At 52.5% G+C, this 16,636-nt stretch carries 8 protein-coding genes and 1 pseudogene; 6 read left to right on the plus strand and 3 right to left on the minus strand.

All coding sequences use genetic code 11. The features are described 5' to 3' along the window. The coding region (locus tag AWJ19_RS36050) for a hypothetical protein (protein ID WP_198536662.1) at positions 1-469 on the minus strand (469 nt) is incomplete at its 3' end. Between AWJ19_RS36050 and AWJ19_RS28795 the strand changes: the two genes are divergently transcribed. The 4 genes from AWJ19_RS28795 (at position 447) to AWJ19_RS28810 (ending at position 8,780) form a co-directional block, all read left to right on the plus strand. Then, entirely contained in the window at positions 447-3,914 is a 3,468-nt protein-coding gene (locus AWJ19_RS28795) for an S-layer homology domain-containing protein (RefSeq protein ID WP_068728617.1), read from the plus strand. The two genes, AWJ19_RS36050 and AWJ19_RS28795, sit on opposite strands and share 23 nt — an antisense overlap. Positions 3,915-4,079: 165 nt before the next feature. Next, entirely contained in the window at positions 4,080-4,880 is an 801-nt protein-coding gene (locus AWJ19_RS28800) for an ABC transporter ATP-binding protein (protein WP_068728618.1), read from the plus strand. Continuing rightward, positions 4,873-6,513, plus strand: a complete 1,641-nt coding sequence (locus AWJ19_RS28805) for a hypothetical protein (RefSeq protein WP_068728619.1) — start codon at positions 4,873-4,875, stop codon at positions 6,511-6,513. Before AWJ19_RS28800 ends, AWJ19_RS28805 begins: the two co-directional genes overlap by 8 nt. A gap of 254 nt (positions 6,514-6,767) precedes the next feature. Continuing rightward, entirely contained in the window at positions 6,768-8,780 is a 2,013-nt protein-coding gene (locus tag AWJ19_RS28810; RefSeq protein WP_068728620.1) for an EAL domain-containing protein, read from the plus strand. Between the two features lie 820 nt (positions 8,781-9,600). Here AWJ19_RS28810 and AWJ19_RS28815 read toward each other — a convergent pair. Beyond that, positions 9,601-11,295, minus strand: coding sequence for a methyl-accepting chemotaxis protein (locus AWJ19_RS28815; RefSeq protein ID WP_068728621.1), 1,695 nt, complete (start codon positions 11,293-11,295; stop codon positions 9,601-9,603). 213 nt (positions 11,296-11,508) lie between these two features. On the opposite strand from AWJ19_RS28815, the gene AWJ19_RS28820 reads away from it, so the two are divergent. Continuing rightward, positions 11,509-11,940 (plus strand): MarR family transcriptional regulator, encoded by a 432-nt coding sequence (locus tag AWJ19_RS28820; protein ID WP_068728622.1) that lies wholly within the window; start codon positions 11,509-11,511, stop codon positions 11,938-11,940. A gap of 110 nt (positions 11,941-12,050) precedes the next feature. Here AWJ19_RS28820 and AWJ19_RS28825 read toward each other — a convergent pair. After that, positions 12,051-13,921: pseudogene (locus AWJ19_RS28825) on the minus strand (LTA synthase family protein). 282 nt (positions 13,922-14,203) lie between these two features. On the opposite strand from AWJ19_RS28825, the gene AWJ19_RS28830 reads away from it, so the two are divergent. Continuing rightward, complete coding sequence (locus tag AWJ19_RS28830; protein WP_068728623.1) at positions 14,204-16,516, plus strand: ATP-dependent DNA helicase; 2,313 nt, start codon at positions 14,204-14,206, stop codon at positions 16,514-16,516. Positions 16,517-16,636 lie beyond the last annotated feature (120 nt).

Below are 16,636 nucleotides of genomic sequence, written 5' to 3' on the forward strand. Positions count from 1 at the left end.
TTCCCGCTTGCTTTGCTTTGTGCGCAGTTTCATAGTAAACTAATAAACGTGCAGCTCCGGCTAAGCCGCAGGCTGCGAAGGCGCAAGCCACTGCAGCGCCAGGCAATAAGGTGACAGCCCAGGCTGCCCAGCCGGCTGCAACCGCGGCGCCTGCACCAGCCGCAACGGCAGCGCCTGCACCAGCAGCTCCGGCCAAGACCGTTACATTCTCCACAACGGAAGTAGTGAAGGCGAAAGCGACTGCTGCTCCGGCAGCCGCACCGGCGCAATCGAGCGCAGTCAGCGCACCGGCAGAGCCGGCAAGCGCACCAGCCGCTGAACCTGCAGCCGCACCTGCAGCTGAGGAAGAAATTTGCCCGTAAGCTCTGCTGGCAAAGCTTGCGTCCCGAATCTTCGGCCCGGCTTCAGATGAGCTGCAATCCAATTCCAAATGATGAGGTGCATACATGATACGACCTTTAAAATCCAAAAAAATACTGTCGCTGCTCCTGGCAGCCTCCCTGCTGGTTCTGCCGGTGCACGCCGCGAAGGCAGAGCCTGCAGCCCAGGCGGAAGCTGTTCTGAACAGCGCATCTGCAGGGCAAGTGAGCCATTATAATTATTTTAACAACGTGTATGAGCACCTGAATGATGAGAACCATGTCTTCAAGACAGCAACCTATGAGGATATTGTTCATCTGTTCGAAAGTGAAGGCAATTACGCGGTTCTGGTAGGCGGCGCGTGGAGTGAGCAGACCCAGGCCGAGATCGGATTTATCAATGAGGCGGCCAAGGCATACGGAGTATCGACCGTCTATAATTTCGACACCCGCCTGGACGGAGAGAGCCTAAATATTGCAGACAGCTCTAATAAATTTGCGTACAAATACGTGGATCTGGTCAATAAATATCTGAAAAACCTCAATCTGTATGACAAAAATGACCCGCAGCACAATGTAAGTTATGTCAACAAGGCGGGCGAGACCGTTTCGGTTAACAAAATTGAATCCCCCTTCCTCTTCATTTACAACAAAAACAATGTGGATGCAAACGGGAATAGGGCGCCTATTGTGGCTTATCTGAACGAGGGCAACTCATGGAGTGACTTCCAGACCGGCGGCTCGCTGGATCAGGCCAAGGTTAATGCGTACAAAGCCCGGGTGGGCAAGGTGTTCGGCGCTGCCAGCACTTATAACGTAATTGATGAATCGGCCTACATCAAGGCGGCCTTCAACCTGAACTATGAGGGGGAGAATGAAGGCAAGCCGACGATCTTCACTGCGGCCGACGGAGACCTTGTGTTTGAGCATGTGACGTATCACCAGCTGAAGCAGATTCTTGCCAGTGAGGGCAATTATGCCATATTGCTCGGCGGCTCCTGGTGCCCGAACACACAGGCTATTATTAAATACATCAATGAATATGCCAAAAAACATAACATTGATAAAATCTATTTCTTCGACACGAAGCTTGATGCCGGTGTCACCGTTGCCGAATCCGGCAACAACAGCGGGACCAAAGGCAGTGCCAACCCGCACAACAACAATGAGCTGCAAATCCGGACAACGAATCATGCCTATGCCAAGCTCTATGTAGACCTGGTTAAGACCTATCTGACTAACATCAAGACTGAGAACAACACCGCAGCCAAGCCTTCGGTCATCAGCTACGTGGATGCGAACGGCAATACAGTTACGGGCGACAGACTGCAGGTTCCGTTCCTGTTCACGTACAATAAGGATAACAAGAATGCGGACGGCAGCAGCGCTCCTATCCTCGGGCATGTGGAGCTGATGTACAGCTGGGAGAACATCCAGCCGGGTTATGTGGATACCAGAAATACTACCTATCCTACGGGCCACAGATATAATAATGCGGTTAAGGCACTGAACAGCATTTTCTCCAGACTTGAAGCCGTGCCGTCCGGTCTGGGCGGAGCAGCCCCTACCTCTGCTGGAGCCACCGACGGGCAGATTACAGGCACGCTGAACAAAGCACTGGAATACAAAAGTGTTACGGACACAGTCTACACTGCTGTAACCGGGGCAGCCATCACGGGCCTTACACCGGGAACCTATCTGGTCAGATATGCTGCCAAGCCGGGATATCAGGGACCGACTACTGTAGACGGTGCAACCGCAATTGCCTACGGTGCGGGAGAATCGGTCGCTATTGAGGTTCCGGCTTACGGTACGCAGGCTGCACCGACCGGTCTTGCCGGCATCGCGCCGACTACGGCGGAGAACAAGGACGGCCGCATCACAGGTACAACAGCGGCACTGGAGTATAAGCTGTCCACAGTGACAGAATATGTATATGCAACGGAACCTGAAATCACCGGGCTCGTCCCCGGTATTTATGAAGTAAGATATGCAGCCAAGGAAGGCTTCAGTGCGAGCCGGATCACTGAGGTAGTTGTACCTGCGTATGCTGCAGAGCAGGAAGCACCAGCGGGTTTAACCGGCATTGCACCGACCACTGCCGAGAATAAGGACGGACGCATCACCGGCACGACAGCTGCCCAGGAATACAAGCTGGCTACCGCTACAAGCTATGTTTATGCGGCAGACCGGGAAATTACCGGCCTTGTGCCGGGAACCTATAACGTAAGATACGCAGCCAAAGAGGGATACAAGGCAGGTAAGATTGCAGAGGTTGTAGTTCCGGCATATACTGCGCCTTCCAGCGGCAGTAACCCTTCGGGAGGCGGAGCACCAGCCCCTACAGCAACTCCGGCCCCGGCTGCAACTACTTCAGGCAGCACGGTAACCGCAGTAGCCAAAGCTGCAGTAACCACGGATGAATCGACGGGGGTTACTGCTGCAACACTTACTGCGGCTGAAGTACAGCAGCTTGCTGATAGCGCCAAAAAGGCAGAGGCTGAAGGCAAGCGGGCTGTCCTGGAGATTGAGGTGGCATCATCAGCCCGGACACAGACGGCTGAGCTGACTTTGCCAAGAAGCGCCTTTAATGCCATTGCTGAGAACACGAATGCGGTCATCAAAATCAATTATGTGAGCGTAGGTACGATTACCTTTGATGCCCAGTCCGCAGCAGCGATCAGCGGAGCAGCCGATGCAGGTGATATCAGCATTACCATTGCCAAGGTATCCCTGAGCGAAGAGGGCAAAGCGGTACTGGGGGACAGACCGGTCTATGACCTGGCGGTAAAAGCCGGGGACAGCAATGTTAGTGAATTTGGCGGCGGCAAGATTAAGGTTAGCGTTGCCTATACACTGCAGGCAGGCGAGGCTGGCCATGCTGTAATTATCTACTATATTACTCCTGAAGGCAGCCTGGAGACTGTCCGCGGCCATTACCAGGCGGCATCCGGCCATGTGGATTTTGTAACCACCCATTTCTCGCAATATATCATCGGATATAATCCGATCAGCTTTACGGATGTAGCGTCGTCCTCCTGGTACAGTGAAGCGATCGGCTATCTGGCAGCCAGAAGCATCACTTCCGGCACGGATGCCAATAACTACAGCCCGAATGCTGCGATTACGAGAGGCCAGTTTGTAGTTCTCCTGCTAAAAGCTTACGGCATTGTGCCGGAGGATGCCGGTGCGCTTAATTTTGCAGACGCCGGTAACACCTACTACACCGGTTATCTGGCCGCAGCCAAAAAGCTGGGGGTAGCGACAGGCTCCGGGGATAACCAGTTTAAACCGGATGACCAGATTACAAGGCAGGAGCTGTTCACTCTGCTGTACCGTTCTCTGAAGATCCTGAATGAGCTGCCCGAAGGTACGGCATCTGCCGGGCTGTCCGGCTACAGCGATGCCCGGCAGGTTGCAGTCTATGCACAGGAGGCGCTGCAGGCTCTTACGGCCAGCGGAATCATTGAAGGAAATAACGGCAAGCTCGATCCGCAAGGCTTGTCGACACGCGCCCAGGCGGCCCAGGTTATCTACAACCTGCTGTCACAGTAACCCGACCAGTAGCGGTAAAAGAGCAGTGAGGCGGCCTCCGGCCGCCTTTTTGCTGTGTACATTTATAATAGCCCGCTTAAGTTGAATTTTGGTAGAATAGGAATATTGCTGGAAACCTGTCTGGTGCATTTCCTATTACGGTTACTGAAAGGAGCTTCTATACTCATGAATCATGCGCAAGAACCGGTTATTTCGATCGAAGGCCTATGGATGAATTATAGTGACAGGATGGTGCTGCGGGGAATCGACCTTGCGGTCTACCCCGGCCAGATTATCGGCTATATCGGACCCAACGGGGCAGGCAAGAGCACCACGGTCAAGATTATGCTGGGTCTGGTCGAAGGCTACACGGGTACGGTCCGGATTTTTGGCAGAGATATTTCAGACGGTGACGCTGCTTACAAAAGACGGATCGGTTATGTTCCGGAGGTTGCCGAACTGTACGATAGCCTGACCGCCAAAGAATACCTGGGTTTTATCGGCGAGCTCTACGGGATGAAGCGGACCGATGCCGAGCAGAAGGCAGAGCGGCTGATGGGGCTGCTTAATCTGGAGCATGCTTTCAATATGCGGATTGCCTCCTATTCCAAAGGGATGAGGCAGAAGGTGCTGCTGATCTCGAGCATGCTGCATGATCCGGATATCCTGTTCCTTGATGAGCCGCTGAGCGGGCTGGATGCCAATAGTGTAATGATCGTTAAGGAGATTTTTGCTTCGCTGGCCGCCCGCGGCAAGACGATCTTTTATTCCTCTCATATTATGGACGTGGTTGAGAAAATCAGCAGCCGGATCATCCTGATTAACGGCGGGGACATTGTAGCGGACGGAAGCTTTGCCGAGCTGAAGGAGAAGAGCCGCGAAGGCTCGCTTGAAGGGATTTTCAACGAGCTGACCGGATTCGACCGTTTCCGGGATATTGCCGGGGAATTTGTTGCAGTTATTGGTGAAGGTGATTCCAATGACTGAATTTTATGTGCTGAAGCTGCTTGACCGGCTGCAGGCTGTATTCCGGAGAACCGGTGTTGACTACCCCGTTCTGCGCAGTATTCTGCAGGTCAAACTGACGATGGACGCAAGGCGTACCCCGACTGTGCTCGCCGGAGGGAAGGACAACAAGCAGACTACCGCAGAAGGTTCGCCCTTCCGTATACAGTGGATTTATCTGCTGCTTGGCCTGATGCTGATCCTTTTCGTCGTGCAGGACGGGAATTATATCTTTTCTATGAGTATTACCTTCGCCATTCTGATGTTTATGATTGCAACTACGCTGATTTCAGATTTTTCCTCAGTAATGCTGGATTTACGGGATAAAAATATCCTGTTCTCCAAGCCGGTGAACCGCCGGACGCTGAATATGGCGAAGAGCTTACATATCCTAATCTATTTGCTTACTTTAACATTAACGGTTACGGGGCCTTCGCTGATCGTTTCCTTGTTCAAGCAGGGAATCGTCTTCTTCCTTATCTATGCCGCAGCCGTCATTCTGATGGATTGCCTGATCCTAGTTATTACAGCACTGATCTATTTACTGATTCTGCGGGTCTTTGACGGGGAAAAGCTGAAGGACATCATTAATTATGTACAGATCATTCTGTCCATCGGAATTGCGGTAGGTTATCAGCTGGTCTCCCGCCTGTTCAATCTGGCCGACCTGACGGTGTCCTATGAACCGGCCTGGTGGCAGTACCTGCTGGCCCCGGCCTGGTTTGCTTCACCCTTCGAGCTTCTGCTGAACGGGGACCATTCGGTTCATCTGATTGTAATGTCCGTGCTGGCCCTCGTGGTTCCTGTGCTGCTGCTTGCAGTGTATATCAAGCTTATGCCGTTGTTTGAACAGAGCCTGCAAAAGCTGGCATCGGAGGAGGGGGCCGGGAAGGACAGCGGAAATATGGCCCGCCGGCTGTCAGAGCTCTTTTGCCAGGGCAAGGAGGAGGCGCTCTTCTTCCGCTTCACCTGGTCAATGATGCGTAATGAGCGTGATTTCAAGCTCAAGGTGTATCCTACCTTCGGCCTGTCCTTGATTTTGCCGTTTATCTTCATCTTTAACATCCTGTGGGGCGGCGGAGGTCTGGAGGAGCTGCAGAACACCAAGGCGTTCCTGTTCATTTATTTCTGTGCGCTTCTGATGATGACCGCTGTGCAGATGCTGCGTTATTCAACAAGTTACCGGGCGGCCTGGATCTACAAGACGATTCCGCTGCCCGGATTATCTCCGGTCTACCGGGGAATGCTCAAGGCGGCTATCCTTCGGCTGCTGATACCGCTTTTCGTCATTGAAGGGGCCATTTTTCTGTGGGTATTCGGCCTGCGCTTTCTGCCGCACCTGATTATTGTGCTGCCTGCCCTGATGCTGTATTCAGTGCTGTGCTTCCGTCTTCTGCCGAAGTCACTGCCGTTCTCGGAGCAGTACAGCGCTGCCAGACAAAAGGATTTTACAGGGAGCGCCTTTGTGCAGATGTTTATTCTGATGGGACTGGCGGGGCTTCATTATGTGATCAGCCTGATTCCGTTTGGAATTTACATCTATGCTCCAGTTCTGGTAATCGCCAATTGGTGGATCTGGCGCATCTCTTTTCCCCGGGCGGAGCTGGGGGGATAACAGCTGCCAGCCGGGAAAACCCCGCAGGTACGGACAAATATGGACATTTTTTGCCGCCTTCGAAAAAAGGGTCTAAGTTCCAGTATTTACTTAGACAGTATAGCAAATACAAGGTAGAATACAGCTAAAGTTACTTCTCATAGCATTCTATAATCTCTATACACTCTTCCGTTTATCTGATATCCGTAATAGATTTTTGTACTTGAGAATGAGCTTCAACGATAATGATAATATAACCGGTGAAGAGGTCAACTATGGATCAAATGGGAACCCACTATAATACTTGGATTGTTTTACTATCTTTTGCACTTGCTGTTACTGCAGCCTATTCGGCGCTTAACCTGATTGCCCAGGTTCCCCAGTCCACAGGAAGAATCCGCCGGCTCTGGCTTATGTCAGCCGCATGCGTACTCGGCAGCGGAATGTGGGCAATGCATTTCGTCGGTATTATGGCTACCCATTTCCCGTTTGAAATCGGCTACCGTCCGGGCAGAGCGGTCTTATCCCTGCTGGTCAGCATGTTCTCCAGCTTCGGAGCGTTGTGGATTGCCACTGTTCCCCGCCAAAGGATGTGGCGGCTGACACTTAGCGGGCTGATTCTGGGTGCAGGGATTTCCGTGATGCATTATATTGGGATCTCCTCTATGGAGATTGAAGGCAAGATGCATTATGAGCCGCTTGCCCAGGGGATTTCCGTTCTGATAGCCCTGCTGGCATCTTACATCGGTATTTTTCTGTTCCGGCGGTTCCGGGAGCAGGAGTATTTCAGCCGGCGCTGGAAGTTTGCTTCCGCCCTGTTCATCGGATTCGCAGTTACCGGCATGCACTATATAAGCCTTAGAACAAGCCATTTTCAATATGGCGGATGGAGCGGCTCAAAGCCTGTTGTCATGGAGACAGATGTAATTCTGCTGACCGGAGTATCCCTCGTAACCCTGTTTATGCTGGCCATCTCCGGCGGGGCAGTGTTCCTTGACCGGCATGTGCTGGAACGGATGGCTTATCATGATCCGCTGACAGAGCTGCCGAACCGCCATGGTCTGGAGCGCTATTTCAGGGATGAGTTCTTCGGAGACAATCCGGGAGCAGTGTTCTTTGTGGACCTGGACCGTTTCAAATCAATTAATGATACACTCGGCCATGATATCGGCGATTTGCTGCTGCAGGAGGTTGCAGACCGGCTGAGAACATGCGTAGGCTCCAAAGGTAAGGTATTCCGGCTCGGCGGCGATGAATTTCTGATTGCCCTGCCGGATTCCAGTATGGAGAACGCCCAGGAGGAGGCCCTGCACATTCTGCAGGAGCTCAAGAAATCATACAGCATTGAAGGCAATGAGCTGTATGTGACGGCCAGTGTTGGCATCAGTATGACACCAGCGCATGGCACGGACCGCTCGGCACTGATGAAGGCTGCCGATACGGCACTGTACACCTCGAAGGACTCCGGCAAGAACAAGTTCAGTGTTTTCGACCAGGAGATGAACCGCTACCAGCTCCGGCGCATGTCGCTGGAGAAGGATCTGCGCAAGGCGCTTGCCCGCTCGGAATTTATGGTGGTCTATCAGCCTAAATGGGACTCTCTGATGAATGTCACTGTCGGCCTCGAGGCGCTGCTGCGCTGGAAGCATCCGGATCACGGGATCATCTCCCCGGCGGAATTTATCCCGATTGCCGAGGAGACCGGCCTGATCGTACCGATTACCTACTGGATGCTGCAAGATGTCTGCGTCCAGAATATGAGCTGGCATAAAGACCAGATCGCAAATGTGCCTGTGTCGATTAATATGTCGGCAAGAATGTTCGAGAACGGAAGCCTGTATGATGTAGTATCCGAGGCGCTTGCTAGCTCCGGCCTTGAGCCGCATTTTCTCGAGCTGGAGATTACCGAATCCATCGCTATGAACAACATGGAGGAGACGGTCGCCCAGCTCTCCAAGCTCCGGGATATCGGTGTGCGCGTGTCTCTGGACGACTTCGGGACCGGCTTCTCTTCACTCGGAAATCTTGATGAGATTCCGGTCAACACGCTCAAGATCGACCAGGTGTTCATCCGCAAGAGCAAAATGCATTCCAAAAAAGCCATCATCAGCAATATCATCGCCATCGCCAGCAACCTCAATATGGAGGTAGTCGCCGAGGGCGTCGAAACACCAGAGCAGATTGAGCTGCTGCAGTCATTGGGCTGCCGGGTCATGCAGGGCTTCTACTACGGCCGCCCGATGCCGGTGAATGAGCTGGGCCAATGGTTTATCGAGAACACGGCCTAGATCATATATAATGCTGCTGCTCCTGTTAACGCGGCAATCTGCTGGACAAGCGGATTGCCGCGTTAACTGTTTACTGGCCAGATTTAAGGCTGTTTGTGTATGCCCCTACGGGAATACTTTGTGTTTAACCCTTTTCTAGGGCAAAACGGTCTGGTGAATCCGTAGCGACTCGACCGACTGTGACTCCCCCACATCTAGTTGGATTTTTGCTATTTAATTCTCTGATAAACGCTGCCGACGAGGAATTAGGTGGAAAAACGTCACTTAATTTTGCCGTAATCGCCTCCAGAGCGATAAATGACCCGAAATAGATGTCCTTTTTCCACCTAATAGTCGTAAATGCGAAAAAAAGCCGGATTTAATTGCCGAAAATCCAATTAGATAGATTGAACTTTCGAGTGTGCAAGCGGGAGAGTGGTGGAGGGGAGTCTGTATCTTAAAGAGCGACAACGTCTGTCGAACGCTCTCCCACGTTAATTTAGAGTAACCAAAAAAGCAGCCAAGTCCGTTATCAGGACTTGCTGCTTTTTCTTTTTCTATCCCCCTCTTTAAAGGGGGGATTCTTTAAAGGGTGTTGAGATGAACGTTGAGGTGGGAGCGGCGGAGGGGAAGTTTGGAACTGTAGGAGCGTAGCGTCTGCCTGAAAGCTTTTCGAAGAAAAGCTAGCTACGGAAGCATATGCTATGTTTGAATTTCAACCGCGGCGGCGGTTTCAAATTAGGAAATTCAAACATAACAGCGGCCGGAAGTCCAAACATTCCCCACAGCCGCGGCCTTACCTCAACCCCCCGGTGGTCATTAAAACTCCCTTTAACAAATCCTATATTTTAAAGTTCTCAACAAGCACCTGAAGCTTCTCCGCCAGCGAAGAAAGGAAGGCGGCGGAAGCCTCTACCTCCTGCATGGCAGCAAGCTGCTCCTGGGAGGAAGCGGAGAGCATCTCTGCGCCTTCGGCAGTCTGGTTGGAGACAGCCACGATGCTCTGGATGGCAGCTACCAGATCGCTGGAGATGAGAGCCAGATCACGGACGGTCTCGGAAATCTGCTGGCTCTGGGAGGACATATCCGAGACGGAGGTTTCAATCTCCGAGAATGATCTGCCGGCAGCAATGATCATGGCTTTGCCCTCGACCATTTCATCGGTGGAGCGTCTCATGGTCTCTCCGGCTTTGTCCATCTGACTGACTATTTGGCTTACCAGCTCGCCGATCTGGGCAGCGGAGCTGGCCGAGCGTTCAGCCAGCTTGCGTACGGAACCGGCTACTACGGCAAAGCCGCGTCCTTCCTCGCCGGCCCGGGCAGCTTCAATTGCCGCATTCAGTGAGAGAAGGTTGGTCTCCTCGGCAATACTGGAGATCGTGCCGACAATACTCTCAATCTCCTTGGAATGACTGCCCAGCGTTTCGATGATTCCGGACAGATCGCTGATACTCTCACTTACGACCTGCATTTGAGAGGTGGTAGAATCCATGGATTCACGCCCGTTGCGGGCCTTGAGTGCATTATCTGCAGCTGTGTTCATTGCAGTGTCGGCAGTGCTGGCAATTTCCGTGATGAACCGCGACATCTCCTGCACAGACCGGTAGCTGCCCTCCAGATTGCGCAGCTGGGTGTTGGCGCCGTCAGCCAGATCAATGGTGACATTGACGCTGTGCTCTCCGGCCCGGTTGGTCTCCTGTGCACTGGCGGACAGCTCTTGTGAGGAGGAGGCGACCAGCATCGACGTATCGTTGACCTGGGTGATGAGATTACGCAGACTGGCCGTCATATCATTGAAATCCCGGGCCAGCGTACCGATTTCATCCTTGCTTTTGAACAGAATAGGCTCATGTGAAAGATCACCCTTGGCAACCGTGTTGACCGAGCCGGAGAGTCTGGTCAGCGGTCTGGTGGTTCTCCGGATAAATATGTATGCGGCCATAATAGCGATAACGAGAATCGATGCGCCGATGATGAAGGGCTGAAGGATAATATCCTGTGTCCGTTCCTGCACGAGAGCACCGTCGAAATTGATAGCCATTAGAGCAATAATAGGTTTTGTGGGATCATGATCCTGATAGATGGGGCCATAGCCGGTCTTGAGCGAGGTACCTTGATAGGTATAAACCTTGGAGTATGCGGAATGCTTCATGGTGGTAATCATAGTTTTGTCTTCTTCCGCGAAGTAGAACGGATCGCCGGCTTTATATCCTCTTTCTTTGAGGTTGGCGTCAGCCGCGAGAATCGTCCCGTCCAGCGACAGAATGAAGGATTCTTTAAAAATCGGTTTATGGTCATTGATCCAGCCGATGCGGTCTTCGATGGCAGCCAGCTTGCTGGTATCTCCTGCAGCCAGAGCCGAAATAACAGCGGGATCGACGAGTCCGGTTGTAATATTGGCGCAGCCTACCAATTCTATACCTGCAGCTTCGTCTAACTGCTTGTACGCAGCGCGGTATCCGAAGAAACCGATGGATGATCCGACGAGAAGTAATACGATAAGCATCATCCAAGTTAATTTTGTTGCCAATTTCATTGTTTGCACCACCAGCCCTGACTCTCTAATATAGGTGATATTTATTATCACTGCTACGATTATAGCGCAACAATGTTCGCGGAGCATTAGCGAGAATATAGTATTTTTGTGTCGGAAAATGGAGGCTTTTTGGGGGTTTAGGCAAAAACATTGAATCCGCCCTGCTGAAAATGGTACGCTTGAAGCAGGACAAACGGACTGGGAGTGAGAGGGATGGCACAGAAAATTGATCCGTTGATTGAAGCCCTGGGATTATCCATGTGGAGAGTACAGCGTAAAATCACGTCGCAGATGTCTTTGCATAAAGAAATCGGCCTTACGGTGCCGCAATTTCATCTGCTGCATATCATTGCCCGTGAGAAAAAGGCGCGCGTCATCCAGCTGGCAGAGCAGCTTGATGTGAAGTCGAGCGCAGTAACGGTGATGCTGGACCGTCTTGAGCTGCTTGGCCTTACCGCCCGCGTGCAGGATGAGAACGACCGCAGAGCCGTAACAGTGACGCTTACCGTAAAAGGCGAGGAGCTGCTTAAGGAAGCGCAGAACCGCTCGCTGGTTCTGCTGACCGAGCATTTGGCGATCCTGAAGCCGGAGGAACTGGAGAAGTTCGCAGAATACTATACCCTTCTGGAGAAGCAGGAGCGGTAATAACAGACTGGTTTCAGGGCTAATTTAATGAATAGAAACATCGGAATGACAAACAGCCAGGCTCCATCACCGGAGCCTGGCTGTTTGTTATTGTTCCTGGCATCATTAATCTATTCTGCTGCAGGCGCTCTATCCGGCAGCTGCGTGACATAGCTGTCAGAGAGCTGGCGGAGTCTCAGTGCACGGTTGTATTCGTCCTCTGTTCCGGCAGGAGTCTGCCTCCGGAAGCAAGAATATACTGCGTGTTATCCTCAAAGCTGTTGCCCGGAATGAGCAGCCCGGAGCTGGCGATGAAGGAGCCGGTCGGCAGATAGTAGCGTTGCGGCAACAAATTGTACGTCTGGGCAGTCAGGTCCTGGCCGAAATGAATGGTACTGTCCAGCGAAACCCCCAATAGGCTCGCGGCGGTCGGCATAATGTCCACTTCTCCCCCGACCTGCTCAAGCGTCTGCGGCTGCAGACTGCCCTGCTCATGAATCATGAGCGGAATGTTCAGCATGTTGGCGTACTCATACTCATGCCCGTAGATTTCTTCCATCAGCTGCTTATCGTCATGATCCAGGGAATAAATCGGCAGACCCATGTGGTCCCCGTACACCATAATCAGGCTGTCATCCCATACGCCGCTGGCCTTCAGCTCTTCAACAAATTGCCCGAACGCGTAGTCAGCATAATTCTGTGAACGGATATAGTCGCCGACAAAGGTGCCTTCGTAACGCTCCGGCAGCTTCATCTGGTATTTTTCCTCAGGAATCGTAAACGGATGGTGGGCTGACATTGAGATGACCTGAGCGTAGAACGGCTTGCCGTCCTGGTCCATTTCCTTCAGCTTGTCAGCCGTTTTGCGGTAGAGCACTTCATCGGACGGTCCGAAGAAGAAGGTATCCTCATCCCCGAAAAACTTATGGTCATAGTAGTGCTCGAAGCCGAGTGCTTTATACAGCTCTCCGCGGTTCCAGAATTCCACATCATTAGTGTGGAAGGTAGCCGTCTGGTAGCCGCTGGCCTGCAGAAGGCGCGGGAGACTTGGCAGCTCTTTATCGACATAAGACATCGTAGCCGCACCCTTAGGCGGAATATAGAAGGAAGAGTTGACCACAAATTCCGCATCCGAGGTATTTCCCTGGCCAACCATCTGATAGAAGTTAGGGAAATACAGGCTGTCTCTCATCAGGCTGTTCAGGTTAGGCGTAATCTCTTTGCCGTCGATTGTAAGTCCGAGCAAGAAGCTCTGGAACGATTCAAGCTGGATAATAATCAGGTTCTTGCCTTTGGCTGCACCCTGGAACGGGGAAACGGCCGCCGGATCGATTCCTTTTACCTCATTGATAACGTCCTGTGTAATCTCACTGGCATCCACCAGCTCCGGTTTATCTTGAGCAAAAATTGCGTAGACCTCATAATTAAGAATACCCATCTCCTGGGCCTTCTTGATTTCGTTCATGCTGGCCTTATTAGGCAGCACATTGAACAGGCACAAGCCGAGCGATACGGCAAACAGCAGGCTAAAGGAGAACCGGGTGTTGCTGCTGCGGCGGTTGATTTTTTCTTTTTTATAAGTACGGCCTTTCTTATTGAAAAAGAAATAAATGCTAAAGATGATAATATCGGAAAAGATCAGCAGATAATACGGGTCCATCAGGGAAAAGACACTATTGCGTACAGCGGTAACCTGGTTAACCTGCTCAGCCGCCTGATAGGTGACGATAACGCCGTAATATTTAAAGTACATTATGGCCGCGAAAAAGATTGCCGTGACAAGCAGATTGACCAGCATGTAAAGTCCGAGCTTCCGTTTGGAGGCGAAGGCCTCAATGAGACAGAAGAGGGCCCAGATAAAGGGGATTTCCGTTATCAGTGATTTCCAGGACAGCAGATCCCCGAAAATAACGCCCCAGGCCAGGAAGCTTTTGAGTATAAAAATAAGCGTGAAAAACACGAATGGTTTGGCTACCCACCGTTTAATAGTAAGGGATGACACAGCTTCGCCTTCTTTCTTAGAGATGAAACGCCGCTCCCGGCTGGGAGGATGCAGCGCATGGACAAGAGAATTCCTATATTAATAGACCTTATTATGCAGCGCTGGCAGGTGAATGTCAAAAAACAGAAATGCCGTATAACCTCACTGGACTGCGTAATAAATGATGCGCGTACGTGAACCGGATATTATCTTACTCAGATTCGAGCATACGGAGTAAAAAGCAGAAAAACGGCGTTTCACGCCAAAAAGGGCGAGCGACAGAACGGGGGCAGGCTTTAAAATATGCATTTTGCGGAAATTTCCATATCAGTAAGGTCATTGGTCGAATATGTTTTCAGCAGCGGCAGCCTTATGCCCGGCTTCAGCAGCGGTGCTGCAATGGCGGAGGGGACGCGCATTCATCAGCACATACAGAAGCAATATAAGGAAGGCGACCGTAAAGAGGTCTACCTCAAGACAGAAATGGTTCATGGGGGGCTTAAATTTATTATTGACGGGCGTTGTGACGGACTGCTGACCGGGGAGGACGGGGCTGTTACAGTAGAAGAAATCAAATCTACCGCGGAGCTGCTGGGCCTCTTTGCCGGCAAAGAGGTGCACTGGGCGCAGGCTCTGATGTATGCCCACATCCTTTGCCTGGATCTGGGGCTCACAGATATCACGGTGAAGCTCACTTATGTCCGGCGCGGGGGGGAGGAGCAGCAGAGCCTGTACCGGACAATGACGGCTGCGGAGCTGGAGGCATTCGCGAACGATACCGTTGCCAGGTATGCCCCGTATGCGGAGCTGCTGGTACGGCATCAGGAGCAGCGGGACAGCAGCATCCGCTCGCTGGCCTTTCCTTTTCCGGCCTACCGCAGCGGGCAGCGGCACTTTGCGGCAGCCGTCTACAAGTCGGTTGCCGAGGGGGTCAATCTGTTTGCCCAGGCGCCGACAGGGATCGGCAAAACGATGTCCACGCTTTTTCCTGCGCTCAAAGCTCTGGGAGAGGGAAATGCGGCGGGGCTGTTCTACTTGACAGCCAAGACCGTCAACCGGCTGGCGGCACAGGAGGCCATTGGCATGCTGCTTGCGCAGGGTCTGCAGCTTCATGCCGTGACGCTTACCGCCAAAGACAAGGCCTGCTTCCGGGAGGAGGGGCTGTGCAGCAGCGAATCCTGCCCGTACAGGGAAGGGTATTATGACCGGATCAACGGGGCGGTGCTCGACGTACTGGAGCATGAGAAGCTGATGACCCAGGAGGTCATTGCCCGCTACGCCAAAAAGCATGTGGTGTGCCCGTTCGAATTCTCGCTGGACACCGCGTATGCCTGTGATGCAGTGATCTGCGATTATAACTATATCTATGACCCGAGGATCAGCCTGAAGCGGCTGCCGGAGGAGCGCAAGCGCAAGACCGTGCTGCTGGTCGACGAGGCCCATAATTTGGTTGACCGTGGACGGGCCATGTATTCAGCAGAGCTTACAAAGGCGCCGTTCCTTGGCCTGCAGCGGCAGTTTAAGACCGTCAACAAGGCGCTAACTGCGGCGGCCAAGGCCGTTAATGCCTTTTTCATTGCCCTGCGCAAAAGCTGCAGTGAAGACGGGGAAGGGCAATGGAGCGCTTATCCGGAGGAGCTGCCTGGCCTGCTTGAGGCTTTTTCCCTGGAGGCGGAGGCCGAGCTGCTGTCTCCTTCCGCCCTTCTTCCTGTACCGGGAGAGGATGAGGAAGAGGGTCAGGGGCTGCTGGATACGTATTTTACGGTGCAGAATATGCTCCGTACATTTAAAACCTACGATGAGCGGTACGTCACCTATGCCGAGGTCCGGCGCGGGGATGTGTACCTGAAGCTGTTCAACCTGGACCCGTCCCATCTGCTGCAGCAGATGGGCAAGAGCTTCCGCAGCCAGATCCTGTTCTCGGCCACACTGTCACCGCTCTCTTATTACAGGGACATGATCGGCGCAAGGGAGGAGGATTACAGCCTCACTGTTCCATCTCCGTTCCATAGAGAGCAGTGGCAGGTGTCGGTACTTCCGGTATCCACCCGGTACCGGGAAAGGGAAGCTTCACTGCGTCCGCTCTGTGACGCCTTGAAAGGCATGACGGCCCGGAAGGGCAATTATCTTGTCTTTTTCCCTTCCTATGCCTATCTGCAGAATGTCTATGAGCTGTTCGCCGATAAATATCCGGAGGTATCTACCCTTGTGCAGAGCACCGGGATGAGCGAGCCGGACCGGGAGAGCTTTCTTGCCTCGTTCCGTCCGGATAATCCGGAGACGCTGCTCGGCTTTGCCGTGCTGGGCGGGATTTTCTCGGAGGGGGTGGATCTGCCGGGCGACCGGCTGAACGGCGTAATGGTTGTAGGCGTCGGCCTGCCCCAGGTGGGGCTGGAGCGCAATCTGCTGCGCAGCTATTTTCAGGCCGCAGGCAAAAACGGCTTCGATTACGCCTACGTCTACCCCGGTATGTGTAAGGTACTGCAGGCCGGAGGCCGGCTGATCCGCAGCGAGAGCGATAACGGAGTTATTATCCTCGCTGACGACCGTTTCCTCCAGCATCCCTACCGCCATTTGCTTCCGGATGAGTGGCAGGACTACCTTGTGATCACGTAAGCGCTTATAATTACTGTTAATTATAGAATCACAACCTATAATAGGCTTTTAGATTAGGCGGAATAATAAATCGGCTATTTAAAATGATTTTTAAGCCTGCAATAAGGCGGGAAGCGGCGG

This window comes from Paenibacillus sp. DMB5, from assembly GCF_001517085.1.
In the GTDB taxonomy this organism is placed as follows: domain Bacteria; phylum Bacillota; class Bacilli; order Paenibacillales; family Paenibacillaceae; genus Paenibacillus_AQ.